The organism is Syntrophus buswellii, from assembly GCF_046097065.1.
GTDB classification, from domain to species: Bacteria; Desulfobacterota; Syntrophia; order Syntrophales; family Syntrophaceae; genus Syntrophus; species Syntrophus buswellii.
Window position 1 is genome coordinate 913,350 of the sequence record NZ_CP175563.1, and the last position, 23,808, is coordinate 937,157.

At 56.6% G+C, this 23,808-nt stretch carries 20 protein-coding genes; 8 read left to right on the top strand and 12 right to left on the bottom strand.

The annotated features are described in order from the left end of the window. Positions 1 to 9: 9 nt before the first annotated feature. The gene (gene glp, locus ACJ77P_RS04105) at positions 10 to 1,242 is read right to left on the bottom strand and encodes a gephyrin-like molybdotransferase Glp (RefSeq protein ID WP_408999050.1); all 1,233 of its coding nucleotides are present in this window, start codon (positions 1,240 to 1,242) and stop codon (positions 10 to 12) included. Positions 1,243 to 1,323: 81 nt separating this feature from the next. After that, the gene (locus tag ACJ77P_RS04110; RefSeq protein WP_408999051.1) at positions 1,324 to 1,593 is read right to left on the bottom strand and encodes a hypothetical protein; all 270 of its coding nucleotides are present in this window, start codon (positions 1,591 to 1,593) and stop codon (positions 1,324 to 1,326) included. On the opposite strand from ACJ77P_RS04110, the gene ACJ77P_RS04115 reads away from it, so the two are divergent. Then, positions 1,592 to 2,650 carry a diguanylate cyclase domain-containing protein gene (locus ACJ77P_RS04115; protein WP_408999052.1) on the top strand — a complete coding sequence of 353 codons (1,059 nt, stop codon included), beginning with the start codon at positions 1,592 to 1,594 and terminating at the stop codon, positions 2,648 to 2,650. The genes ACJ77P_RS04110 and ACJ77P_RS04115 overlap by 2 nt on opposite strands. Positions 2,651 to 2,672: 22 nt before the next feature. Further along, on the top strand, positions 2,673 to 4,319 hold the full coding sequence (locus ACJ77P_RS04120) for an HDOD domain-containing protein (RefSeq protein WP_408999053.1): 1,647 nt from the start codon (positions 2,673 to 2,675) through the stop codon (positions 4,317 to 4,319). Positions 4,320 to 4,409: 90 nt separating this feature from the next. Here ACJ77P_RS04120 and ACJ77P_RS04125 read toward each other — a convergent pair whose 3' ends face one another. The 3 genes from ACJ77P_RS04125 to ACJ77P_RS04135 all read right to left on the bottom strand — a co-directional run bounded on the left by ACJ77P_RS04125 (position 4,410) and on the right by ACJ77P_RS04135 (position 7,533). Further along, positions 4,410 to 6,353, bottom strand: coding sequence for a monovalent cation:proton antiporter-2 (CPA2) family protein (locus tag ACJ77P_RS04125; RefSeq protein ID WP_408999054.1), 1,944 nt, complete (start codon positions 6,351 to 6,353; stop codon positions 4,410 to 4,412). Continuing rightward, positions 6,331 to 6,960: an NAD(P)H-dependent oxidoreductase gene (locus ACJ77P_RS04130; RefSeq protein WP_408999055.1), complete on the bottom strand. Its 630-nt coding sequence runs from the start codon at positions 6,958 to 6,960 to the stop codon at positions 6,331 to 6,333. The genes ACJ77P_RS04125 and ACJ77P_RS04130 overlap by 23 nt, the downstream gene beginning before the upstream one ends. 93 nt (positions 6,961 to 7,053) lie before the next feature. Further along, entirely contained in the window at positions 7,054 to 7,533 is a 480-nt protein-coding gene (locus tag ACJ77P_RS04135) for a flavin reductase family protein (protein ID WP_408999056.1), read from the bottom strand. A gap of 506 nt (positions 7,534 to 8,039) precedes the next feature. Here ACJ77P_RS04135 and ACJ77P_RS04140 point away from each other — a divergent pair. The 3 genes from ACJ77P_RS04140 (at position 8,040) to ACJ77P_RS04150 (ending at position 10,320) form a co-directional block, all read left to right on the top strand. After that, entirely contained in the window at positions 8,040 to 8,681 is a 642-nt protein-coding gene (locus ACJ77P_RS04140) for an MBL fold metallo-hydrolase (protein ID WP_408999057.1), read from the top strand. Between the two features lie 63 nt (positions 8,682 to 8,744). Beyond that, positions 8,745 to 9,194 (top strand): iron-sulfur cluster assembly scaffold protein, encoded by a 450-nt coding sequence (locus ACJ77P_RS04145; RefSeq protein ID WP_408999058.1) that lies wholly within the window; start codon positions 8,745 to 8,747, stop codon positions 9,192 to 9,194. 115 nt (positions 9,195 to 9,309) lie between these two features. After that, entirely contained in the window at positions 9,310 to 10,320 is a 1,011-nt protein-coding gene (locus ACJ77P_RS04150) for a histidinol-phosphate transaminase (RefSeq protein ID WP_367359530.1), read from the top strand. 289 nt (positions 10,321 to 10,609) lie between these two features. Here ACJ77P_RS04150 and ACJ77P_RS04155 read toward each other — a convergent pair whose 3' ends face one another. The 7 genes from ACJ77P_RS04155 to ACJ77P_RS04185 all read right to left on the bottom strand — a co-directional run bounded on the left by ACJ77P_RS04155 (position 10,610) and on the right by ACJ77P_RS04185 (position 19,235). Beyond that, positions 10,610 to 11,422, bottom strand: coding sequence for a DnaJ domain-containing protein (locus tag ACJ77P_RS04155; protein WP_408999059.1), 813 nt, complete (start codon positions 11,420 to 11,422; stop codon positions 10,610 to 10,612). Between the two features lie 254 nt (positions 11,423 to 11,676). Then, a complete protein-coding gene (gene htpG / locus ACJ77P_RS04160; RefSeq protein WP_408999060.1) occupies positions 11,677 to 13,590 on the bottom strand; it encodes a molecular chaperone HtpG in 1,914 nt (637 codons plus the stop codon). Between the two features lie 224 nt (positions 13,591 to 13,814). Beyond that, entirely contained in the window at positions 13,815 to 15,020 is a 1,206-nt protein-coding gene (locus ACJ77P_RS04165) for an ABC transporter permease (protein WP_367359527.1), read from the bottom strand. Then, the gene (locus ACJ77P_RS04170) at positions 15,020 to 15,733 is read right to left on the bottom strand and encodes an ABC transporter ATP-binding protein (RefSeq protein ID WP_408999061.1); all 714 of its coding nucleotides are present in this window, start codon (positions 15,731 to 15,733) and stop codon (positions 15,020 to 15,022) included. The genes ACJ77P_RS04165 and ACJ77P_RS04170 overlap by 1 nt, the downstream gene beginning before the upstream one ends. After that, complete coding sequence (locus tag ACJ77P_RS04175) at positions 15,730 to 17,040, bottom strand: efflux RND transporter periplasmic adaptor subunit (protein WP_408999062.1); 1,311 nt, start codon at positions 17,038 to 17,040, stop codon at positions 15,730 to 15,732. Before ACJ77P_RS04175 ends, ACJ77P_RS04170 begins: the two co-directional genes overlap by 4 nt. 24 nt (positions 17,041 to 17,064) lie before the next feature. After that, on the bottom strand, positions 17,065 to 18,528 hold the full coding sequence (locus ACJ77P_RS04180) for an efflux transporter outer membrane subunit (protein WP_408999063.1): 1,464 nt from the start codon (positions 18,526 to 18,528) through the stop codon (positions 17,065 to 17,067). Next, positions 18,525 to 19,235 carry a CerR family C-terminal domain-containing protein gene (locus ACJ77P_RS04185; RefSeq protein WP_408999064.1) on the bottom strand — a complete coding sequence of 237 codons (711 nt, stop codon included), beginning with the start codon at positions 19,233 to 19,235 and terminating at the stop codon, positions 18,525 to 18,527. The genes ACJ77P_RS04180 and ACJ77P_RS04185 overlap by 4 nt, the downstream gene beginning before the upstream one ends. Before the next feature lie 360 nt (positions 19,236 to 19,595). Here ACJ77P_RS04185 and ACJ77P_RS04190 point away from each other — a divergent pair, with 360 nt between their 5' ends. The 3 genes from ACJ77P_RS04190 to ACJ77P_RS04200 all read left to right on the top strand — a co-directional run bounded on the left by ACJ77P_RS04190 (position 19,596) and on the right by ACJ77P_RS04200 (position 23,292). Then, positions 19,596 to 20,795, top strand: coding sequence for a TIGR03790 family protein (locus tag ACJ77P_RS04190; RefSeq protein WP_408999065.1), 1,200 nt, complete (start codon positions 19,596 to 19,598; stop codon positions 20,793 to 20,795). Positions 20,796 to 21,211: 416 nt separating this feature from the next. Then, positions 21,212 to 22,801, top strand: coding sequence for a peptide chain release factor 3 (locus ACJ77P_RS04195; RefSeq protein ID WP_408999066.1), 1,590 nt, complete (start codon positions 21,212 to 21,214; stop codon positions 22,799 to 22,801). 26 nt (positions 22,802 to 22,827) lie between these two features. Then, positions 22,828 to 23,292 carry a PaaI family thioesterase gene (locus ACJ77P_RS04200; RefSeq protein ID WP_367359520.1) on the top strand — a complete coding sequence of 155 codons (465 nt, stop codon included), beginning with the start codon at positions 22,828 to 22,830 and terminating at the stop codon, positions 23,290 to 23,292. Positions 23,293 to 23,808: the final 516 nt, after the last annotated feature.

Sequence of the window (23,808 nt, forward strand, 5' to 3'; positions counted from 1 at the left end):
GTCCATTCTTCAAAACAGCTCGACAGCAACGAGTTCACCCTTGTGCAATCCATTGGAATCAAGAGGCACGCATATCATCCCCTCAGCCTTGACCAGGGTATAGATTAGATTCGATTTGCCGAAAACCGGCTCCGCCCAGAGATCGCCTTCACGCTCTTCCAGCCTCACCTGGATATAGTCTTCGCGCCCTGGAACCGAGGAGATGTTGTGGGTCAGCCTGGCCGTGATTCGCCCTCGGGCAGGTGGATCTTTCGCTCCCTGCATTCGCCGGAGCAGGGGTGTCAGGAAGAGCCCGGCAACCACCATGGCACTGACGGGGTTGCCGGGCAGTCCGATGGCCGGCTTGCCGTTGCAGACGCCCAGAATCGTCGGTTTCCCGGGCCGAACGGCGACTCCGTGCACCAGGACGCCCGGTTTGCCCAGCGCATTGATGACATCGGCCGTCAGATCGCGTGTGGAAACGGAGGACCCCGCGGAAATGACCAGAAGATCCGAAGCATTCAATGCGCTGCGCGCCGCGGAAAGCAGCGACTCGTAGGTGTCTTTGATGATCCCCTTCAGCAGTGGAATCCCCCCTGAGCGGGCGATAAGGCCGGCAATGGCGTAAGAGTTGACATCCCTTATCTGCCCTGGTCCCGGTATTTGTTCCGGAGAGACAACCTCATCGCCAGTGGAGAGAATCGCCGCCCGTAGAGCGGCTGCCACCCGCACGCGGGTGATGCCGAGGGCCATCAGTCCGCCGAGGTCCTGCGGCCGGAGGATATGTCCGGCGTCAAACAGGGACTCGCCCTCTTTCACATCCTCGCCGACTTGAATCATGTTCTCCCCCGGCGCAACGGCGCGCAGCACTTCGATGTTTGCCTCATCGAGCTTCTGGGTCCGTTCCACCATGACGACAGCATCAGCCCCGGGCGGGATCATGCCGCCTGTATAAACGACCACGGCCTGAGCCGGGCCGACGACCCCTTCGAATATACGGCCCATCGGCACTTCACCGATTACACTGAGATACGCAGGCAGCGATTCGGTGGCACCGAATGTGTCCTCGGCGCGGACGGCGTAACCGTCCATCGTACTGCGGGGAAATGACGGAAGGGAAGACGGAGCGGTCAGTTTCTCGCAAAGTGTGCGGTCAAGCGCTTCAGCCGTTTCGAGATCCTGGCTCCTGACCTCGGGGTCAAGATGGTCAAACAGCGCTTTAAGCGCCTCTCCAGGGGGAAGCACCTTGAACATTTCCGGCATAACGGCTCCTTGCAAATCCATTTACGCCTAATCTATATGACATCTTCCACACATGTCAATCATTACTAAAAGGCCTTCCGGTCAGCTTAAAGACGTTCGAAAAGCCGGTGCATCAAAGAGCTGTTCCGCTCCTGAAGAAATGTTCCCGACAGCCTCTTTTCTCATTACTGGTATATATTTTGCGAAAGTTAAATAATTCTCAGAGAGCAGAGCATCATGGGGTGCAGGGATTTTTATCCCAGGGAATAGGGGGGACGCCTTGTCTGGGTTCCTGGATTTCACTAACTCTTTTTTTTCGCCACAGGTGATCCACCCAGTGGGAAACGGGATCAGATACTTTTCACCCGCCATGTTTGAAGCACTTGGATTCGGTGTTGTCGTTGTGGATGCCGACACCCACCGCATTGTTTATGCGAATCAAAAAATCCATGGTATTGGCGGGTATCCTGCTGGAATGCTCGTCGGCCGCGCATGCCACGGCGTGCTGTGTCCCGGGGCGGGCGGCAGGTGTCCGGTCACCGACGAGGGGCGGTCCGTGGAGAACTCGGAAGAGATTCTGATCCGGGCTGACGGAACCAGGCTGCCCATCATAAAAACCGCGGTGCCGATGATCCTGGAGGGCAGAAATTATCTTATTGAAAGCATCGTGGATAACTCACAGCGGAAGCAGATACAGTCGGAGCTCAGAAAGGCCAATGAATCCCTGCAGAAGGAGATGATCAGGCGCAAGCGGATACAGGACAGAATCGAGCATCTGGCCTACCATGACCATTTGACGGGATTGGCCAACCGCCTTCTCTTCAGGGACGAACTGGACCATGCCGTGTCCCTGTCCCGGCGAATGGGGAAACAGCTCGCGATCATGTTTCTGGACCTGGACGGGTTTAAAATGATCAACGACACGATGGGTCATGCCACGGGAGATCAGCTGCTGAAGGGAGTCTCAAACCGATTGGTCGCTATCGTGCGAAAATCCGATGTCGTCGCCAGGATAGGCGGAGATGAGTTCGTGATCATGATTACAAATCAAGGGCATGCTGAATCCATCAGGCTGGTCGCAGAGAAGATGCTGAACAGCTTCAGGGATCCCTTCAGGCTCAATGGCCGCGATTATTTTTTGACGACCAGCATCGGGGTCGCCATATATCCGTCAGATGGTGAAGATGCGGAAACGCTTCTCAAGAATGCGGATGTCGCCATGTATCAGGCAAAGCAGAAGGGCCGTAATCAATACTTCTTCTGCCCGTCCGTGATGAAGAATGCGGGGTCCGAGGACATGGAATCAAGCAGCCGGCGGTATGAGATGATTGATCGAATGGAACGGGAATCCTGCTATCGGCCGGAGCGACATCGCCATGAAATGGAATCGCTGGTTTTCAAGCCTTGCCGGGAAGGAAACATCCTATAACGTTTTATAGAGGGTGAAAACCTTGGACACTCATTTGGAAGGCCGGTATACCGGAGGCATGGCGAACGAACCGATTCCCGGGGAAGGCCCTGGTTTCCCGGAGCATGGGGACAGCGGTCAGGCCGCTTGCGGGACCACCGATTTTCTGATGAAAATCATACACAGCAAGGGTGAACTTCCCGCCTTTTCCAGCCACATCGTCGAAATCAACACCAAACTTTCGTCCCTGACATCGGTCAATTTCTCTTCAGCAGGGGACCTGGCCAAGATCATCCTGAAAGACTTCTCTCTTACAAACAGACTTCTCAAAATTGTGAACTCAGCCCTTTATGCCGGACAATCCGGAAAGGTTACCACCATCTCCAAGGCCATGTTTCTCCTCGGCATTGAAAAGATCCGGATCATGGCGGCCACCCTCATGATCTTTGATCACCTGGAGAACAACTCTCAGGTCAAAGAGCTGCAGGAGATTGCCTCGACGTCCCTGATGAGCGGTCTTGTGGCTGCAAGTGTCGCAGCGAAGATGAAAATGGCGGACAAGGAAGAGGTTTTTATCTGCTCCATGCTCTTCAATCTGGGGAAGATGCTGGTCATCTGCTATTTTCCGGACAAGTATGAAGAGATCAAGAGGCGGATGGTCGATCTGGAACTCGATGAGGTCAAGGCCTCCACATCCGTCCTGGGCGTTTCCTATAATGATCTGGGAATGGCGATTTCGCGGTCCTGGAATTTTCCCGATAAAATTGTCCGAAGTATGGAGCCCCTGTCCGATCACAACCTGGATCAGCCGAAAACGGAATGGGGGAACCTGCGGCTTCTGTCCAGCTATTCCAACGAATTGCTCTCCAACTTGATCAACGCTCCATCCCCCGAGCGGGCCGAGGTCCTTGCAACCGTACTGAAACGATACGGGAAGAGAATTCCGATCCAGCCGGATGAACTGAAATCGCTCCTCGAGTCGGCCGTTGCGAATGGAAACCCTTATACGGATGCGGCCAAGATCAACAGGCAGGCCGCCGATCGGTTCAAACAGTTATTCCAATCTCCACCTGGCGATCCCCCTGAAACCCAGAAGGCGAAAAATTCGGGGAAATCGGAACATCCATCCCTTCCGGGCGGACGCGATCCGTGTCCGGGCGCTTCCACTTCCGGCCTGGAGGCAAGGGGTGGTGTTCTGGCCAATGGCCTGCAGGAGATCAAGGAGGCCATGAAGGGCTCTTACCGCCTCAACGATGTCCTCTGCATGATTCTTGAAACCATGTACCGCGGATTCGAATTGAACCGCGTCATCTTTTGCCTGCGGGACACGAAACAGGGAACGATGGCGGCCCGTTTCGGGCTTGGGGAAAGTGTCGAGGAGATTGTTCAGCGTTTTCACTTCCGGGTCAGTCGGTCTTCGGATCTCTTCAACATTGTGATCGCCCAGGGCAAGGGCGTCATTATCGACAATTCCGCCAACCCCAGCATCTTGAAAATTCTTCCCGACTGGTACAGGCGTTTTTTTCTTGCGCCGTCATTTTTCATCTACCCCCTGATTGCTCCAAAGGGTTGCATCGGCATGTTCTATGGGGACAGAAAAACCCCGGAGCCGGTCATCACCCAGGCGGACATCACGTTCATGGAGGAGTTGCGGGATATATTCCTCTCCGCCATAAGCTGCGGACCATAACAGGCGTCCCGGTCACCCTGCGTCGAAAAACGGCCTGTTCCCTTTACAGGCTCAACCTCCAGCCGGGGCTTTTCCTCCGCGGCATTTTCCTTAACGTTCTTCAGAAGAGTCGGACGAAACAGAGTCCTTACTCCCGTCCGACTTGGCCGCAGGGCCCGATTCTGTGCGGCGGTCGAATTCTTCCCGGTTGGGTTCGCTGTCCCAGGCGTGGTCGTACTGCTTGTGATCGAATTTCAGGTCGCTGGACAGCATTTCCTCCTGGTTGCGAATCTCCTCCCGGAAATTGTCTATATAGGTGTCCTTGTCATGGGAGTGTGGCGCCAGCCTGAGGCAGGTTGCTTCGTCGTAGCGGATAAAATTCTGCCCTGAACGCGTGGCGCTGTACCTTCGGAAGCCCAGTTTAACCAGGGCATCGACCCCCAGGCGCACGGCGGTGTCAAGGGTTTCCCGGTAAATATGGGATACCCCCATGTCCATCAGATGATAGGCGTCCTGGTTGTTTTCGGCGCGTGCCATGATCGTCAGATGGGGGAAAAGCTTCCCCGTCTTTTCGATGAGATCTGAGTTGATTTCCGGAGAACCGATGGCGGCAACGAGAATCCTGGCCTGATCGGCTCCGGCGGATTTGAGGATGTCCACGCGCGTGGCATCCCCGTAGAAAACCTTGCACCCCATTCTCCTCAGCAGGTCCACGCGGTCGGAATCGTTGTCGAGAATGGTGGCATGGATACCGTTTGCCTTCAGAAACCTTCCCACCGTACTGCCGAAATGACCGAAACCGGCGATAATGACCGGGGCGTGGAGGTCGATGTCTTCGGGTTCCGGTTCGATTTTTTCCAGGGTCCCGAAACGGGGTTGAACCAGGCGCTCATTGAACAGCAGCAGGACAGGGGTGGCCGTCATGCTCAGCGCGGTGACGGCCATCATCGTGTCCGTCCATTCCAGCGACAGGATGGAAAGCTGGCTGATGAAGGAAAAGAGGACAAAGGCAAATTCCCCGACCTGGGCGAGGCCGATGCAGAAGAGCAGATTCTGATCAAAGCTCAGCCGCGCCAGCTTCCCCGTGAGAGCGAGAACGACGGCCTTTCCGGCAATCACCATGAAGACGAGGGCGAGGATCTTCAAGGGCTCGTTGAGGATCAGGCTGAAGTTGATGGAGGTCCCCACGGAGATAAAGAACAGGCCGAGAAGGATCCCCTTGAAGGGGGCGATATCGCTTTCCAGCTCATGCCTGTATTCGCTGTTGGCCAGAACGACCCCCGCCAGAAAGGTTCCCAGGGCGGGGCTGAGCCCCACCAGGCTCATAAGGGTAGCGGTGGCGATCACGATGAACAGGGCCGAGGCTGTGAACAATTCCTGAAAGTGTAGACGGGCGATAAACCTCAGGAAGGGGACGATCAGGAACCGTCCACTGACGACCACGAGGTTGATGGCCAGGAGCAGGGCGATGGTCTGGGCCCATCCGGGCAGACCCTGGAGAAAGGAGGCGGATTCTTCCCCCTGGGCCGGAACGCCGGAAACGGCCAGAAGGGGAAGGAGCGCCAGGATGGGGATGACGGAAATGTCCTGGAACAGGAGCACGGCGAAGGAGCACCTTCCCGATTGTGTCGCCGCCAGCCCCTTTTCCCTCAGCGTCTGGAGGACGATCGCCGTGGACGACATGGACAAGGCCAGTCCGATGGCCAGGGCCGCCGTCCAGGAGAATCCGAGCAGAAGGAACAGGGCCACAAAGAGCAGGGTTGTCAGACCGACCTGCAGGATTCCCGTCCCCAGGATAAGCTGACGCATCCTCCAGAAATGGGAGGGCTCCAGTTCAAGACCGATGAGAAAGAGCATCATCACCACGCCGAATTCGGCAAAATGCATGACGTCCTTCCCCTCGCCGCCGACAAGGCAAAGGCAGAAGGGGCCGATGATGATGCCTGCAATCAGATAGCCAAGGACTGAGCCCATTCCGATTCGCTTGGCAATGGGGACGAAAACGATCGCCGCCGCCAGATAGAGGAGGGCGTCATGGAGAAGGGTGCTGGTCATGGTGTGTTTCCCCGGCCTCCAGAAGAAGCCAATCGTTGAGAAAAGGAAAGGTTCGGATGAATTCGATGTCCGGATCGGACTGTGACAGCCGGTTCAGCAGGTCGAGATACCGTGCGGCATAATGCTCCAGGTCCGCATCCGTCAGTCGGTAAGTCCCCTGAACGGCAAAAGGCGGCAGGTAGATCATCCTGCAGAGGGTGGCCGTCTGCTGAAAGGGAATGAGGATCTCGCCCATGGAAAAACGGTTGAAGCCGTTTGCCGCATACTCGCTTCTCGCTCCGCCCGACGAGACGGCGTTGAAGATCCATTTGCCCTTCAGGGCGTCCCCCCCTTCGCCGTGGGCCCATCCGTGCTCGAGGACCAGGTCGATCCACTGCTTGAGCATCGCCGGGGCGCTGTACATGTAGATGGGGTGCTGCCAGACAATGACCTGGTGCTCCAGCAGCAACTCCTTTTCCCGTTCCACGTTGATGTTGAAGTCCGGGTACCGTTCATAGAGGTCATGAAGCGTTACCGCCGGATGTTGGCCGATATCCTTCAACAGCGCCCGGTTGACGCGCGATTTTTCAAACCGGGGGTGGGTAAAAAGGATCAGAATCCGATTCATGGTTCAGCTTTCATGGAGTTCCGGCTGCCGAAGAAAACGTTCCCGGGCTGAGAGACGCGTTATGGGGAACGCTGTGAAAAGATGAAAATCCGCTTACTTGTCTCCCCGGTACACGCCACCGTAGTCGGCCGTTGTCAGAGGAGCGGTTGTGCCGCTCAAGATCATGCCTCCCGACTGAATCGTCCCGATAAAAAGGGTATGGTCGCCGGTGCCGATCGTATGATCCACCGTGCAGTCCAGATAACCAATGCAGTCGTCCAGGACGGGAAGTCCGGACGGCGAGGGACTGTAGCTGCACGCATCGAATTTCTTGCGCCAGTCCGCGATCTTGAACTGGCGGATTCTTTCAGCGGATTCGCGGGGGAGGACATTGATGCAGAAGGTTCCCGATTCCCGGATCTGTTCGTGACAGAGTCTGCTCTTCCGGATGGCCAGGGCAACCCTCGGCGGCTCATGGGAGCACTGGGTCACCCAGGAGGCGATCATGCCGTTAAAGCCCTCGGGGGATAAAACTGTGACGAGATAGATTCCGTAAGAAAACCTGTCGAGTACATCCTGCCATGCCTTATCCATATTCACCTCCACAAATCAGGACAAGCAAATCAGCCGTTTATGAATCTATTAACTAACATCGGGACGGTCGTAATTCAATTCTTAAAATGTGCAATCGATTTCGCCCCCCCCGTTCTGTCCTGTTCCGGGATCCGTGCATGAAGCCAGTCCGGCGTCAGAGTTCCAGGCTGGTGATATTTCTATTGGGATATGGAGAATTTCCGCGTGATGTTCTGGCTCCAATCGTTCCGATTGACCATAACTGCAAGGGCCTGGTTGAAAGAAAAAATCGCATATATGAAAGTCTTTTTCCTTTTGTAGTTGCGTTTGTACAACCGTAATTTTTATTTTAGCTTACGGTTGTTATTCTGATATATAACTCAAATAGATAAAATAACATCACTTTATCTGGAAACTGGCTGTTCCGGCATTGTGGCACACAAAATGCGGAATTCATCGATTTGAGCAGGCAAGGCATTGAAAAAATGTCCAGCAGCGGAAAGGCCGGAATCCGAAGGTAAACGGCTGTGAAGATTACCATCGTCTATGATAATGAAACACAAAGGAAAGAACTCAAACCAGATTGGGGCTTTTCATGTATCGTGGATGTGGAAGGCAGGAGGATTCTCTTCGATACCGGCGCCAATGGTTCCATATTGCTGGGCAACATGGAAAAGATCGGGGTGAATCCCACATCGCTGGATGAGATTTTTATCTCCCACGATCATTGGGATCATACGGGTGCACTTGCTGATGTTCTCAGAGCAAGGGGGGGAAAAATCAAGGTTTATGTACCTGCTTCTTTCTCAAGTGTTCCAGGCGCAGGTGAGTTCGTCAAGGTAGGTCCTGCCCTTGAAATACACCAGAATATCTATTCTACGGGTGAGCTGAAAAATATTGAACAGTCAATGATCGTGAAAACGGAAAAGGGCCTGGTGGTATTAACCGGATGTTCCCATCCCGGTGTTGGAGAGATTCTGAAGACGGCAACTCGCTGCGGGAAAGTGAGTGCGCTGATCGGGGGATTGCATGGATTTAGAGAATTTGGCCTCCTCCGGACGCTGGATATTGTTTGTCCTACACACTGCACGTTGTACAAATCGGAGATAGAGGCGATATTTCCCGAAAAGTTTATTCAGGGTGGGGTGGGAAAGGTGATTGACTGGTAAACACGGCAAACCAAGAATAGTTTTTTTGTATATTTCGACACTAAACAATCGAGAGGTGCTGAGATGGATGACGCATTTGATGAATTGCAGAAAATGATTGACGAGGATATGCGGCGTATTTACTCGGAGGTGACCATAAACCACGCCATGAATCCCCGCAATGTGGGAAGCTTGAAGGATGCCGATGGGTGGGCAAGATATACCGGTCCCTGTGGCGATACTATGTCGATGTGGATAAAAATGTCAGGGGACATTTTGAAAGAAGTACGGTTTTCCACCGATGGCTGCGGCACCAGTGCGGCATGCGGCAGCATGACCACGGAGCTGGCCAAGGGAAGAAAATGGTCGGAGGCCTTGGAAATAAGCGATGTCGATGTTCTACGAGAACTTGGCGGCCTTCCCGAGGACGATCAACATTGTGCTCTGCTGGCTGCTACGACTCTCAAACTTGCCATCAGCGACCACCTGAATCGACGCAGGGAACCTTGGAAAAAATATTACGAACGGCGCTGATGCCCCCTGTAGAAGGTTTCGGCGCCCACCACGTCGATGACTAAGGCGTGTCCGGCAACAAAACGGGACAAATGAGGCCGGCAATCAGCGCGGCCTTTTCAGAAGGAGGCCCATCATGACGATCATAATGGAAAAAGGCGGGGGAACGTTCCATGGCATTAAACTCCTGCTTTGCGAAAACCCGCTGCCGCCGATTGACGAGGCCGTCGCGGCAGCCGGGGCAGAGTTGGCGCAAAGCAATTACTACACAGAAGCTTATTCGGCGCCGCTGCGCCGGCTCATCAGCGAACAGCTCGGCATTTCCGAACGTCTTATTCATATAAATGCCGGCTCCGAACTCATCCTCCGTCAGCTCTTCGACCGCTTTGGCAGGCAGGTCCACCTGCTGACTCCGACCTATGTCCTTTTTCCCGAAATCGCAGGGCGTTACACGGAAACCAGACTCTCTCCCGAAAAAGGTTTTGCCTATGACCTGGCCAACCTGGCGATACCCACAGGCACTACTCTCGCAGTTATTGTAAACCCAAACAATCCAAATGGAGGCACCTTCGATATGGCTCCTCTGCCCGATCTGCTGTGCCGCCACCCTGAGACGCTTTTCCTTATTGATGAAGCATTCATAGGATTGGCTGGTGAATCTGCTGTGCACCTGGTTCCCAAATATCCCAATCTACTCGTGACCCGCACCCTGTCCAAAGCACACAGCCTCGCGGGTTTTCGTGTGGGTTACGGAATATTTCCCGAGGCTGTCGCCGATGACCTGAACAGTCATAACGATGCCTACCCGCTTGCTCGTCCCAGTCAGGCGGCAGCCATGGCCACTCTTCAGCATGAAGACAAGATTAAAGCCCGCGCTTCGCAATTGCATGCCTGGACGGAGGAACTCGCCGCCCAGTTGCGAAGTATGGGGGTAAGCACATTTCCAACCGAGACCTATTTCTTTCTGGCTGACTTCTCACCCTATGACGCATCAGGACTTGCGGACCGACTTCGCGACCGTAACATCCTGATCAAGCCGCTTAATGATCCTGCCCTTGGCCCTGGGTATATGCGCATCACCACGGCATTGCCCGAAGACAACCGTCGGTTTGTCGATGCGCTGAGGGAGATTATGGCAGGTGTCTGAAGCTGGCCCTGTCAAGACTTATCATTTGTGATGCGAGGGGCGGTTTGAAAGAAATTAGGCTGCTTACTTTTCAGAATTGCCCACCTTGCAACCGTTTGGCTCCTGGAAAGACCTGGGAATAGAGATTGGTGTTGGACGTGGTCGTTTTGCATCCCGGTGGGTGTGACGACAGGTTTGGATCCCTCCCCGGCAATGCCTGCCTGCGCTTACTGCACGCGGGATCGATGCCATGGAAGGCCTTGATTCTAAAATTTTTCAACCCGGAATCAGGACGCTGCTGTTAAACTCCTTATCCGGGCTTCATAAAAGACCAGAGGGTGGCGATAAAATCTTTTACCTTCTGTATCAAGAGGTTTCGAATGCGGATGTTCAGATAGAGGTCTCCGGCCTCTCCGCCGGCGCGGCCGGCCTCGCCCATTCTCTTGAGGCGCAGTTGCTGCCCCGTCCTCATGTTTGCGGGGATGGTTACGACAAGCTCCCTTCCCGTCCTTTGGGAAGAATATCGCACCCTTCCGCCAAGCCGGGCCTGTTCAGGGGAAAGAACGATGGAATCCTGTAAGTCCTTGCCCCTTTCAGGCAGTTCAATGCCCCATTTCTTTTTCAGGCCGTATCGGATCAGCTTCTCCAGGTATCCACCAGGGTAGGTAATGCCTCCGGCGCCCTGTCTGTTTCCGACGCCGCCCACAATGACCCGGCCGAATACCCCCGGCTTTCTGAATTCAAAGGTTCGATATCCCGCGCCGTAGGATTCCCGGAAGATGTCGTCGAAGCCCCTGAATCCGAAGGCACGGCTGAACTCCTCGAAGATCTGCTGGATATCCGAGCCCCTGAAGATATCCTGATCGGAATGGGTCTGCCGAAACTGGCCGTAAGCCGATGATCCATAGGTCTGCCTGAGCGCATCGTATTCGCTTCTCTTCCGGGGTTCGGAAAGCACGGCGTAGGACTCGTTGATCTCTTTCATCCGGTCCGCCGCCTCCGGATTGTCCCTGTTCCTGTCCGGATGGTGCAGCAGGGCCAGCCTGCGGTATGCGTCCCGGATCTCCTTCTGAGTGGCATTGTTCTCCAGTCCCAATATGCTGTAGTAATCTTTTTGTTCCATGGTTTTTCGTTTCCGGTCAAGGCCTCCTTGAAATCTTCTCATCCGGTAGAGATCGAACCAGGCTGTGCTGGAGGTGGTGGAGAGTTTGGCAGGCACAGTATAGGATATGTTCTTAAATTGCTGTTCAGGGGTTGTTTCTTCCTTTCCTCATGATCCGCGGAAATAATGAGGAAAGGAAGGCCCCTGTGATTCATTATGGTTTTCCCAGCGGCCGGGGCTGGAATTCGAGCCATCAGGGAGTTGAGGCGTCTTTTTCAATCGGCAACGGAGCCTGTCGCCAGGTCCCCGATCATTTTGCTGAAGCGGGAGGGATTGTCCAGCCTGCCGCCCTCGGAGATGACGGCCATGTCATAGAGGAACTGGCTGTAGTCTTTCAGCACCGGCGCCTTCCGGTCTTTTTCATAGATTTCTCTCATCCGTGAAAGCAGGGGATGGTCCATGTTCAATTCAAGCACCCGCTTGGTCCGGGGCACCTCCTGGCCGTTTGCACGGAGGATTTTCTCCAGGAAGGCGCTCATGTCGTGTGGGTCGCCCGAAAGGCAGGCGATGGATTCTTTCAGGTGTGTGGACGGTTTCACGTCCTTTACCACGTCATCCAGGGAGGATTGAATGCAGCCGAACAGGGCGTTATAGACATCCTTCTTCTTTTCGTCGATTTCGCCGATGTCCAGGTCCCCCTTCTCGGCGCTCCGGAAGCCCTTCTTCTCGAACTCATGCAGATCACGGATGACCCATTCATCGACGGGGTCGGTCATCAGCAGGACCTCGTAGCCTTTCTCCTTGAGCTGTTCAAGGTGGGGGCTGTTGAGGAGCACCGTCAGATTCTCACCGGTCATGTAGTAAATCTCCTTCTGATCGGGCATCATCCGGCTGACATACTCCCGCAGGGAGATCCACTGCCCGTCGTATTTTGTCGTCTTGTACCGCAGCAGCGAAGCGATCTTCTCCCGGTTTTCGAAATCGGCGGAGATTCCGCTTTTGAGGACGTGGCCGAATTCTCCGTAGAAGGATTCGTATTTCTCCTTCTCCATGCCGGCGAGCATGTCCAGCAGCCTCTTCACGAGATTCGTCCGGATGTTCCGCACCAGGGCATTCTGCTGCAGAATTTCACGGCTCACGTTCAGGTTGAGATCCGGCGCATCGACGACGCCCTTGATGAAGCCCAGATAAGGCGGCATCAGGTCGGTGCAGTTTTCCATGATGAAGACGCGCCGGCTGTACAGATGGATGCCGTGCTTCCTTTCGTGGAGAAAGAAATCGAAAGGCAGCTTGGTGGGGATGTACAGGAGAGCACTGTATTCCGTCGTGCCTTCAAGCTTGAGATGGAGGCGGGAGTGGGGAGGGTTCCAGTCATGGCTGATGTGGCTGTAGAATTCGTTGTACTCCTCTTCTGAAACCTCGGACTTGTCCCTGGCCCAGATGGCCTTCATCGAGTTCAGGGTCTCCTCCTCGACGACTGTTTCCGTCCTGCCGGGATCGGGTTTGCCCTCCGCGTCAAGAACGGGCTTTGTTTTTTTCACATCCATGACAATCGGGTAGGCGACAAAATCCGAATGCTTTTTTACGATCTCCCGGATGGCCCATTCCGAGGTGAAGTCCTGCCCGTCTTCCTCCGCCTCCTTGAGCTTCAGGATCACCGACGTTCCCCGGGTGGCCTTTTCCGCTTCTTCAATCGTGTAGGAGCCGTCTCCGGAAGATTCCCAACGGACGGCCCTGTCGCTTCCGGCTGCTTTGGTAACCAGGGTGACCTTTTCGGCAACGATGAATGAGCTGTAGAAGCCCACACCGAACTGACCGATCAGCTCGGGGAGAAGGGCGTCGTTTTTTTTCGCGGCGTTCATGGCCTCCGCAAAGACCGCCGTACCGCTTTTGGCGATCGTACCGATATTTTCCGCAACTTCATCATAGGTCATGCCGATCCCGTTGTCGGAGACTTCCAGGGTTCTCCGGCCGGCATCGGGTTTGACGACGATTTTGAATTCCGTGTCCGTTCCGAGAATATCGGGCTCCAACTGTGCCTTGAAGCGGAGTTTGTCGATCGCGTCGGATGCATTGGAAATCAGCTCCCTGAGAAAAATTTCAGGGTGCGAGTAAAGAGAATGAATGATGATATTCATCAGCTGGTTGATTTCGGTCTTGAAGGAGTGCGTTTCTTTGCGGCTTTCCATAAATCCTCCGTGGCGTCGTAATGGATCATCCCCTGACACAGGGACATGGGGATAAAACGGTTTTGCGCCGATAAATTGGCAACCAATTCGCAGTTGTCAAGGCCCTATTGTTCAGATGGGAAGAAAACCGCTGCCTCGCCGGCAGCGTCCGGGCCGCCGGCGGAGTATGCCGTGGCAGCTGTCTCTGCAAGCCCTGTGGGGCGGTTCCGGCCGGCCCTGCGGAATTACTCGTGCCGCAGGGCCACGATGGGATCGAGGCGGGCGGCCTTGAGGGCCGGGAAATAGCCGAAGATCACTCCGACGGCCGCCGAAAAGAGGAAGGCGATCATCACGATCCCCGCGTTGAAGACGAAGGGCACGCGGAGCAGGCCGGAAAGCCAGACGGATCCGGCCAGGGCCAGCACGATGCCGAGCAGACCGCCGAAGGACGACAGGACCACCGCCTCCACGAGAAACTGCATCAGCACTTCCCGTTCCAGGGCGCCGATGGCAAGGCGGATGCCGATTTCATGGGTGCGCTCTGTGACCGACACCAGCATGATGTTCATGATGCCGATGCCGCCCACGAGCAGGCTGACCGCCGCCACGGCGCTCAGCAGGGCCGTCAGCAGCTGCGTCGTTCCGGTCAGCATCTTCGTGATCTCCTTCATGTCCATGACGTTGAAGTTATCGTCCTCTTCGGGGGCGAGATGACGACGCTCCCGCATCAGCTGTCCGATTTCCATCTGGACCTTTTCCGTCGACGCCCCATCGCGGACCGAAACCTGGATCAGGCCGATGTTCGTGCTTCCTGTGACGCGTCGCTGCAGGGTCCGCAGGGGAATCACCACCAGGTCGTCCTGGTCCGTTCCCATGGTACTCTGTCCTTTAGGCTCCATCAGGCCGATCACCTTGCAGGAGAGCTTCTCCAGGCGGATCTTTTCACCCAGGGGATCCTGGTTTCCGAAGAGCTTTCTGCGGACGGTGTCTCCCAGAATACAGACCGCCGAACCTGAACGCAGTTCGCTTTCACTGAAGGTCCGGCCGGAACGGATGGACCGTTTGGTCACCTTGAAATACGAATTTTCCGTTCCCGTGACGGTTGTTGACCAGTTCGAATTGCCGGCGACGGCCTGCAGGCTCCGGGATGAAACCGGGGCAACGGCGGCAATGGAGGAGACGTCCCGGGTGATGGCGTCGACATCGCTCATCTTGAAGGGGACCGTTTCGGACGTCTGGCCGGGTCCCAGCCGTTTCCCCGGCGTCACCATGAGCAGGTTGCTGCCCAGGTTGGAAATCTGCTGCGAGACTTGAACGGTCGCCCCTCCGCCGATGGTCACCATGATGATGACGGCGGCAACTCCGATGACAATCCCCAAAATGGTTAAAAAGGATCGAAGGACATTGCGCCGGATTTCACGAAAGGCCAGCAGAATGGAGTTTCCCAGCATCAGTTTTTCCCTCCTGTTTTTTCATCCAGAGCAACCGTTCCGTCGAGAAAGTGGATGATGCGCTTTGCATAGGTGGCCATGTCCGGTTCATGGGTCACCATGATGATCGTAATTCCCGAATCGCGGTTCAGCAGGGTGAGGAGGTCCATGATCTCCCGGCTGCGGGCCGTATCGAGGTTTCCCGTGGGTTCGTCGGCCAGCAGCACCGTCGGTCCGGTCACTATGGCCCGGGCGATGGCGACCCGCTGCTGCATGCCCCCCGACAGCTCGCCGGGGGTCAGCCGCTCCCATCCCTTGAGCCCCACCGTTTCCAGGGCCCGCAAGGCGCGCTCCTTCCGCTGTGCAGCGGAAATGCCGCGGTAGATCAGCGGAAGTTCAACGTTTTCCAGGGCAGAGGTGCGGTTCAGAAGATTGAAGCCCTGGAAGACGAAGCCCTGGTAATGGCGCCGCAGCAGGGCGCGCGAATTCCGGCTTAATTGCCCGACGTCAACGCCTTTGAACAGGAAGCTTCCCGCAGTGGGCGTATCCAGGCAGCCCAGGATGTTCATGCAGGTGGACTTGCCGGACCCGCTGGGCCCCATGACCGCGACGAATTCCCCCGTATCGATGCGCAGATCAACGCCGCGCAGGGCCTCTACCGCCGCCTGCCCTTCACCGAAGATTTTGGTGACCCCTTTCAGAATGATCAGGGGCTGTCCGGAAAGATCCTTCACTTCACCCCCAGCACGGAATCGGTTACCACCGCCATTCCCGGCCGCAGATCACCGGAGCGCATTTCCGTCATAACGCCATCGGTGGCCCCGACGGTGACCGGGACCGCTTTGAGCTGCCCATCCCGCAGAACCCATACCTGCTGCCCCTTTTTGCCGGCGGAATTCTCGCGCGGTGTGGACGAAAGGCGGGGCGGGCGCGGCAGCAGCATGCCCACCAGCCCTCCGGAAGGCCTCTTCTCCGCCTGGATTGGCGGCGTAAAGCGGAGCGCATTGTTGGGAATGAGGATGGCGCTCTCCACGCTGTTGACCGTGATGCTCGCCGTAGCGGTCATCCCCTGCCGGAGGGACAGGTCCGAATTGTCCACCTTGAGGATGGTCGTATAGGTCACAACGCCTTCCGTGGTCGTAGAGCCGTATCGGGCCTGAACGACCTGGGCCGGGAAGGTGCGGTCCGGCCAGGCGTCTACGGTAAATGTGGCCTTCTGCCCTTCCCGGATCTTTCCCACATCGGCTTCATCGACATTCACCTGCAGTTCCATCTCCGCCAGATCCTCGGCGAGTTTGAACAGAACAGGCGTGGTCATCGAAGCGGCCACCGTCTGGCCGGGCTCGACGCTGCGGTTGAGGACGATACCGTTGATGGGGGATCGGATCACCGATTTGGACAGGTCCGTTTCACTGACGGAAAGTGAGGCCTGGGCCTGGGAAACGGCCGCACGGCTGCTGGCCGCATTGGCCCTGGCCCGGGAATAGGCCGCTTCTGCGGCATCCATCTCCGTCTGCGAAGGAACCTTGCCGTTGCTAAGCTCCCATACCCGCTTGAACTGAGCCAGCTTGGCCCGGGTTTCCGCAACGGTGGCGTCGGCCTGGAGGACTTTCGCCTTTTCCGACTCCAGGGCGGCACGGTACTGGGTGATGGTTGCCTCCAGCTTGGAGGTGTCCAGGATGGCCAGAACCTGGCCGACTTTTACATGGTCATTGAAGTCGACCTTCACCGATCGAATGGTTCCGGACAGCTCGCTGCCCACCTCAACGGAATTGGTGGGCTGGAGGGTGCCCGTGGCGGTGACAAGCACGGTGAGGTTTCCGCGTTGTACCTGCTGCGTTTCGTAGCGCACCGATTCTGCCGCGTTTCGTCCCTTCCAGGAGGCGATGAGGGCGACAGCCGCCACCAATACGATCAGCAGGACCGGAATCCGCCATCTCTTCCATCCCGAAAAGCGCCCCGGAGAGGAGTCAATCTCGAGGACCTTTGAAATTTCGGTGGTATCTGTGGCCTTATCGGCTGAGTCAGGGGACTTTTTCATTTCCTTTCTTCCTTAAATCTGCCTTCAATGTTTGTTGTCGGGGTCCAGAGAAATCCATCCGCCGCCCAGGGCCTTGTAGAGGCGAATGAGATTCGAAACAACCGTTCCATTGCTCTGGGCCAGCTCATCCTGAAAGGTCAGAAGGGAGCGCTGGGCATCCAGAACGCTGTCGAAATCCGCGAGGCCGGTCTGGTACTTGAAGCCGGCCTGTTCCGCCGCCTTCCGTGCCGCCTGGACCGCCGCCTCCAGGGCCTGCCGGCGCTCCTCCTCTTCCGCAAAAGCGGTGAGGGCGTTTTCCACTTCCTTGAGGGAGTTGAGAACCGCTGCTTCATAGGCCATCAGGGACTGCTCCTGGAGGGCGCTCTGCACCTCGATGTCTTGCCGTATCGCGCCGGCATCGAAGATCCGCCATGAAATCCCGATCCCTCCGCTGGCCGTCCGGCTTCCAGAGGAGAACAGGCTGCTGGAGGAAAGGGACTCCAAGCCGATGGAGCCGCTCAAGGTCAGTCTTGGGTAGAGCTCCGCCTCAGCCACGCCGATGCGTGCGGTTTGAGCCGCCAGCTGACGCTCAGACCTGCGCACGTCAGGCCTCTGGCGCAATACATCCGCCGGAACGCCCACGGCAAGGGAGGGAGAGGCGGCCGGGATCGGCTTGCGCTCTTCCAGCTCGGCATGTATTTTTCCCGGCGTTTCCCCGAGCAGGGTGGCCAGGTTGTTTTTGGCCCCTTCAAGGCCTGTCCGCAGGGTCGGTATCTGCGAACGGGTTCTTTCAAGATTGTAGCGGGCCTGCTGAACGGCCACCTCGTCGCTCAAGCCGGCCTGCTGCCGCCATGAGGTCAGGTCGAAGGTTTCACCCTGCGTTGCCAGATTGCTTTCCGCCACACTCAGCCGGGCCTGATAGGTGCGGACATCCACGTAGTTGAGAGCCACCTCGGCGAGAAGGGAAACCAGCACGTCGCGCAGATCCTCCCGACTGGCTTCAAGCTCCGCATCAGCCGACTCCACGGAGCGCCGGACGCCGCCGAAGAGGTCCAGTTCCCACCCGGCGTCAAGCCCCGCCATGTAAAAGTTCCGGGTTGTTCCCATTCCCGCCTCTTCGCTGCTGCGGCTCCGGGTGGCGGATCCCGACGCATCCAGCGTTGGAAAGAGCCCGGCCCGGATAATGCCCCGGTTGGCGCGCGCCTGGCGGACACGCGCCTGGGCCTGCTTCAGGTCTCGGTTGCCTGCCATCGCACGCTCCGTCAGGCTTGAGAGATCCGGATCGTTCAGGGTCTTCCACCATCCGGCCAGCGATCCGGGAGGTTCTTCCCCGTCCCTCAGGCCGCCTTTAAGCGGGCTGTTCCAGCTTTCCGGCAGATCCATCCCGGGAGGGAGATAGTCGGGTCCTACCGTGGCGCAGCCCGCCAGGATCAGGAGGATTCCCGCCACCGCCGCCCGGAAGGCTGCGGTCATCGCCTTGCGGCCGATTGTTATCCGAGGGATGTTCATGGTCTGCGACTTCCATCTTTGAGGGAGACGGACGGTCTCCCGGCTTTTTTACTTCTGTTCCTTTCTTCCCATGCTTTACGCACGGCCCGAATCCCGGCCAGCGAGAAATTGACGACATGGTCTGCATAAGCCTCCAGGTCTTCAATGTCCAGCGGGCCGTTCCGCCCGCCGGTTTTTCCCCCGAGGCCTCTGCCTGCCACGACGGGATTCATGCACTGGCTGATGATGCTCAGTTCGCAGAATTTTGCCTCCTGCTCAGGAATCATGACGCCGAGAAGCTCGCGGACAAGGGCTTCCGTCCTCTGCTGCAGGGGGGAGATCTCCTCGCGGAGAACCTCTTCCAGCAACCCGGTGGGATTGGCCATTTCCCGCTGCATGAACAGAAACTCCCTGTTGTTCCGGTCCGTGATCCGCCTCAGGATCGCCCTGACCTGGCCTCGAAGGCGTTCTTCCGGCGGCGCATCGCCGCTCACCCCGCCGGAGGGGGGGTAGGTCTGGATGGATTCGGAAAAGGCATGCCGCCAGGCTTCGATGTACAGGGCCTGCTTGCTGCCGAAGTGATAGTTCACCGCTGCAATGTTGGTTCCAGCCCGCCTGCAGATTTCTGCAATCGTGGTTTCCCGGTAGCCCTTTTCACCAAAAATTTCACCGGCCGTTGTCAGGAGGCTCTGGCGGGTCTTTGCAGCCCCTTCCCTCGAAATCTTCATGACCGTCCTCGCATGAGCTGAAGTTAGAATGAACATTTAAAATAAATGTTTCAAATAGTCAATAGAAAAATTCAGAAGAGGGGAATTGGCAATTGTAAAGAGATGCGGATTGATTTATAAGGCATGTCATGGATCGGCTTGAAGAGCCCGGATTCGTTACCGGGATTCGCGGCGGGAGCCGGACGCAAGGGCGATGGACTTTGGAGAAGGGCGCTGAAAAGAAAGTCAGGCGGAGGGGAAACCATGCGAGCCATGCCGTTTTTCACGGGATTATTCCGGAGTACTGGAAAAGTACTCTTTTTTCAGCTCTTTTTGCTTTTCCTCCTCCTTTTTTTGGGCCGGCCTGACAGCCATGCACTCGTGGCCGATGAACTTCTCGTCGTAGCCAACAGCGCCGTTCCGGAGAGTCTGGAGCTTGCCCGCTATTACATGGAGAGGCGTGCGGTGCCATCTGCGAACCTGTTCCTGGTCAGGACATCCACCCGCGAGACGGTGGGCAGGAGAGACTATGATGAGCAGATCGCCGGGCCGCTGAGAAGCTTCCTGGAAAAAAACGACCCTGAGGGAAAGCGGTTCAGGTGCATCACCCTCATCTACGGCATGCCCCTGCGCGTTTTGCCGCCGCCTTTAACCCGGATGGAGGGTTCCGAGCTCAAGGATCTTCAGACTGCTCTGAAGGAATGGACGCAGCGGAAGAATCTGGCCGGAAAGAAACAGCCTGAGGAATCCCGGAAAATCCAGGAGAGACTGGCTGATCTGAGGAGAAAGATTCAGATTCTGAGCAAGTCCAACTGGGGGGCCTCCGTCGATTCAGAACTGGCCCTGGTCAGGGAAAAATCCCCCGAGCTGGATGGATGGCTTCCCAACAGGTATTATTTCAATTTTCAGGGAAAGGAAATAAAGAATATGCCCCGGCGTCCCGTCCTGGTAAGCCGCCTGGACGGACCGGATCCCTCGATTGTCCGCCGCATCATCGACGACAGCATGTACGCCGAGGTGCACGGGCTTCCCGGCCGGGCCTATTTTGACACGCGTCGGCCTGAGAAGGCTGCTCCGAAAGATGGCAAGACGTTGTCGGCTTACGAGCGGTACGACCTGGCCATCCACAACACGGCGCGTTTGGTTCGGAAAAGCGGGAAGCTGCATGTGGTCGTCAATGACAAGCCGACCCTCTTCGGCCCCGGCGAAGCGCCTGATGCAGCCCTTTACTGCGGCTGGTACAGCCTTGGGAAATATGTGGATGCCTTCACCTGGGTCCGGGGGGCCGTGGGATTCCATGTGGCCAGTTCCGAATGCACGACCCTGAAGGTGCCGGGCAAAACGGTCTGGTGCAAGGCCATGCTCGAGAAGGGCGTTTGCGCAACGGTAGGCCCCGTGGCGGAACCTTATCTGCAGTCTTTTCCAACCCCGGAGGTCTTTTTCAGCTGTCTCCTCGACGGCCGGGCGGCCCTGGCAGAATGTTACGGCGTGTCAAATCCCTTCTGGTCATGGCAGCAGGTCCTGATCGGGGATCCCCTCTATCGCCCATTTCTGAGACGCGGATTTCCAGCCGTGAATTAGGACGGAAGAAGGGAAATCCGGGCCGGAGGCACTCCCTCGTCGCGATGTTCCACATCCTGAATTTAAAGTGGAGAAAATCAGCCGGCGAAAAACCCGGGGCAAACAGGAACGCAGCACCCGGAGAGGGTACGGGGCCGCTTGCCCCGCCAGACGCTGTTTTGTGAAGGCACCCAAGGCGGGTCAGGAGCCTGACCGTACCCCCCGTCTCTCCCGGAGCTTCCTGACGATGGAGCCGGCGGAGTTCGTTCGAATCCTCCTCATGACAGGTATAGAATTTAATTGACATTCACGTTCGTTTTATCTATAGGAACTGTCCAATATAAGCAGTGCCTTATCATAAAAATAACGTGAAACGGGCCTAATGAGGCCCGCTTTTTTTTCATTGTTTTGCAGAAGAAAGGGTTCAAGAAATAACGATGCACCAGAAAGAGATTGAACGGCGCCGGACCTTCGGCATCATCAGCCATCCGGATGCCGGAAAGACGACCCTGACGGAAAAGCTGCTCCTTTTCGGCGGGGCGATCCAGCTGGCCGGGACCGTCAAGGCCCGCAAGGCCACCCGTCACGCCACGAGCGACTGGATGGCCATTGAAAAGGAAAGAGGCATTTCCGTCACCACCTCGGTGATGAAATTTCATTACCGGGATTTTGAAATCAACCTCCTCGATACGCCGGGGCATCGGGACTTCTCCGAGGATACCTACCGGGTTCTCACCGCCGTAGACAGTGCGGTCATGGTCATCGACGGGGCCAAGGGCGTGGAGCCCCAGACGGAGAAGCTCATGGAGATCTGCCTCCTCCGCAATACGCCGGTGATCACCTTCATCAACAAGCTGGACCGGGAGGTCCTGTCACCCCTGGAACTTCTAGCCGATATCGAAAAAAAGCTGCAGATCGAGTGTGTCCCCATGTCCTGGCCCATTGGAATGGGAAAAAGCTTCCGCGGGGTGTACAACCTGTATCGCAGGGAACTGCAGCTTTTCAAACCCGGGGCTGCGAGCCGGGGCGGGGAGGTTGTCGTCATCCGCGATCTCGATGATCCGGAGCTGGACGAACGGCTGGGAACCCAAGCCGCCGAGCTTCGCGAGGACATCGACCTGATGGAGGGCGCTGCCAATCCCTTTGTCTATGAGCATTTTCTCAAGGCGAACCAGACGCCGGTTTTCTTCGGCAGCGCCATCAACAATTTCGGCGTGCGGGAGCTGCTGGATGCCATCGTGGAGCTTGCTCCCAGCCCCCGCCCGCGCCTGGCGACGACCCGCGAAGTTCTGCCCTCGGAGAAAGAGTTTTCCGGTTTTGCCTTCAAGATTCAGGCGAACATGGACACCGCACACCGCGACCGGATCGCCTTTGTCCGGATCTGCTCGGGGAAATTCACCCGGGGAATGAAGGTCCGCCATAACCGGCTGGGCAAAGAGGTGACGCTGGCCAATGCGACGATCTTCATGGCCCAGGATCGCGCCTCGGTGGAAGAGGCTTATCCCGGCGACATCATCGGCATTCACAACCACGGGACCATCCGGATCGGCGATACCTTTTCCGAAGGGGAGGAGCTGAAATTTACGGGAATTCCCAATTTCGCTCCCGAACACTTCTGCCGGGTCCGGCTGAAGAACCCCCTGAAGATGAAACAGCTGCAAAAGGGCCTTACCCAGCTTTCGGAAGAGGGGATTGTCCAGGTCTTCCGGCCCCTTTCAAGCAATGACTACATCCTGGGCGTGGTGGGCGTTCTTCAATTCGATGTGACCATGGCCCGCCTGTTGAGCGAGTATGGCGTTGATGCGGATTACGAGCCGGCCGATTACGCCGCCGCCCGCTGGATCACCTGTGCGGACCGGGAAAAGCTGGCGATCTTCGAAAAGCAGCACAGGAATAATCTTGCCCTTGATTCTGAAGGAAATCTGATATATCTGGCCATGAGTGAGTGGCGCCTCTCCAACACCATGGAGGAATGGCCCGACATTTCCATGCACAAGACGATGGAGCACAGCCAGAGGCTCAGTTGATGCAGTCGGACAGGAGGGAGTAAAACATGGAGGAAAAAGCCTTCCAGGATTTCTACCCGGATGAATTTGCCCATTGCTACGGATGTGGGCGGCTGAACAAGGACGGATTGCAGATCAAGAGTTACTGGGACGGGGAGGAAAGCGTCTGCCGCTATGTTCCGGAGCCTTTTTTCACGGGCGGTTTTCCCGGCTATTTCTACGGCGGGCTCATCTCTTCGCTGATCGACTGCCACAGCGCAGCTACGGCGTCGGCTGCAAAGCTGCGCGAAGACGGCCATGGCCTGGGCGATAAACCCCTTTCCCGCTATGTGACCGCTTCCCTCAAGATTGATTTCCTCAAGCCCACGCCCATGGGAAAACCCATCGAGTTGAGATCAAGGGTCCTCGAGATCAAGGGCCGGAAGATCATTGTCAGTACCGCCTTGTCCGCCGAAGGCGAGATCCGCGCCAAGGGCGAAGCCATTATGGTGCTGATCCCGGAAAACAGATAACGGCCGCAGCGGCGCCCCCAAAAGCAGTCCCCTTCGTCCCCTGAAAACAGGCGGGGCCATTTCCCCCGTTGGACAGCCATGCCTGGAAAAAGACAGGTGCATATCTGCACCTGTCTCTTCTCAATATAGTAGCATATAAGCAACTCCATATCGTTCACCGTCCACCCTCTCATCCATATTATCTTCTATATTCAAATAGTTAGTTCTTATCCTCTTTTAACTAAAACATTGGCATAGAGAATGCCTTTTACCTTATAGAGGGAATGTCGGAATGTGACATTTTATATTCCCTTGGTGTGTGCGTTTGTAGAAAGATCAACGTCGAAGCCTTTGATAAGAAGGATTCAATAAGTAAGGGAGGGCAGAATTATGCCGAGAGGAGATGGAACGGGACCCATGGGAGGAGGCGGCAGGCCAGGTCGAGGGCGTGGCGGCCGTGGGTTGGGCCGGATGGGTGGACCCCTTGCGGCTGGACCCGGCGGATACTGTGTTTGTCCGCAATGCGGTCACCGGGAG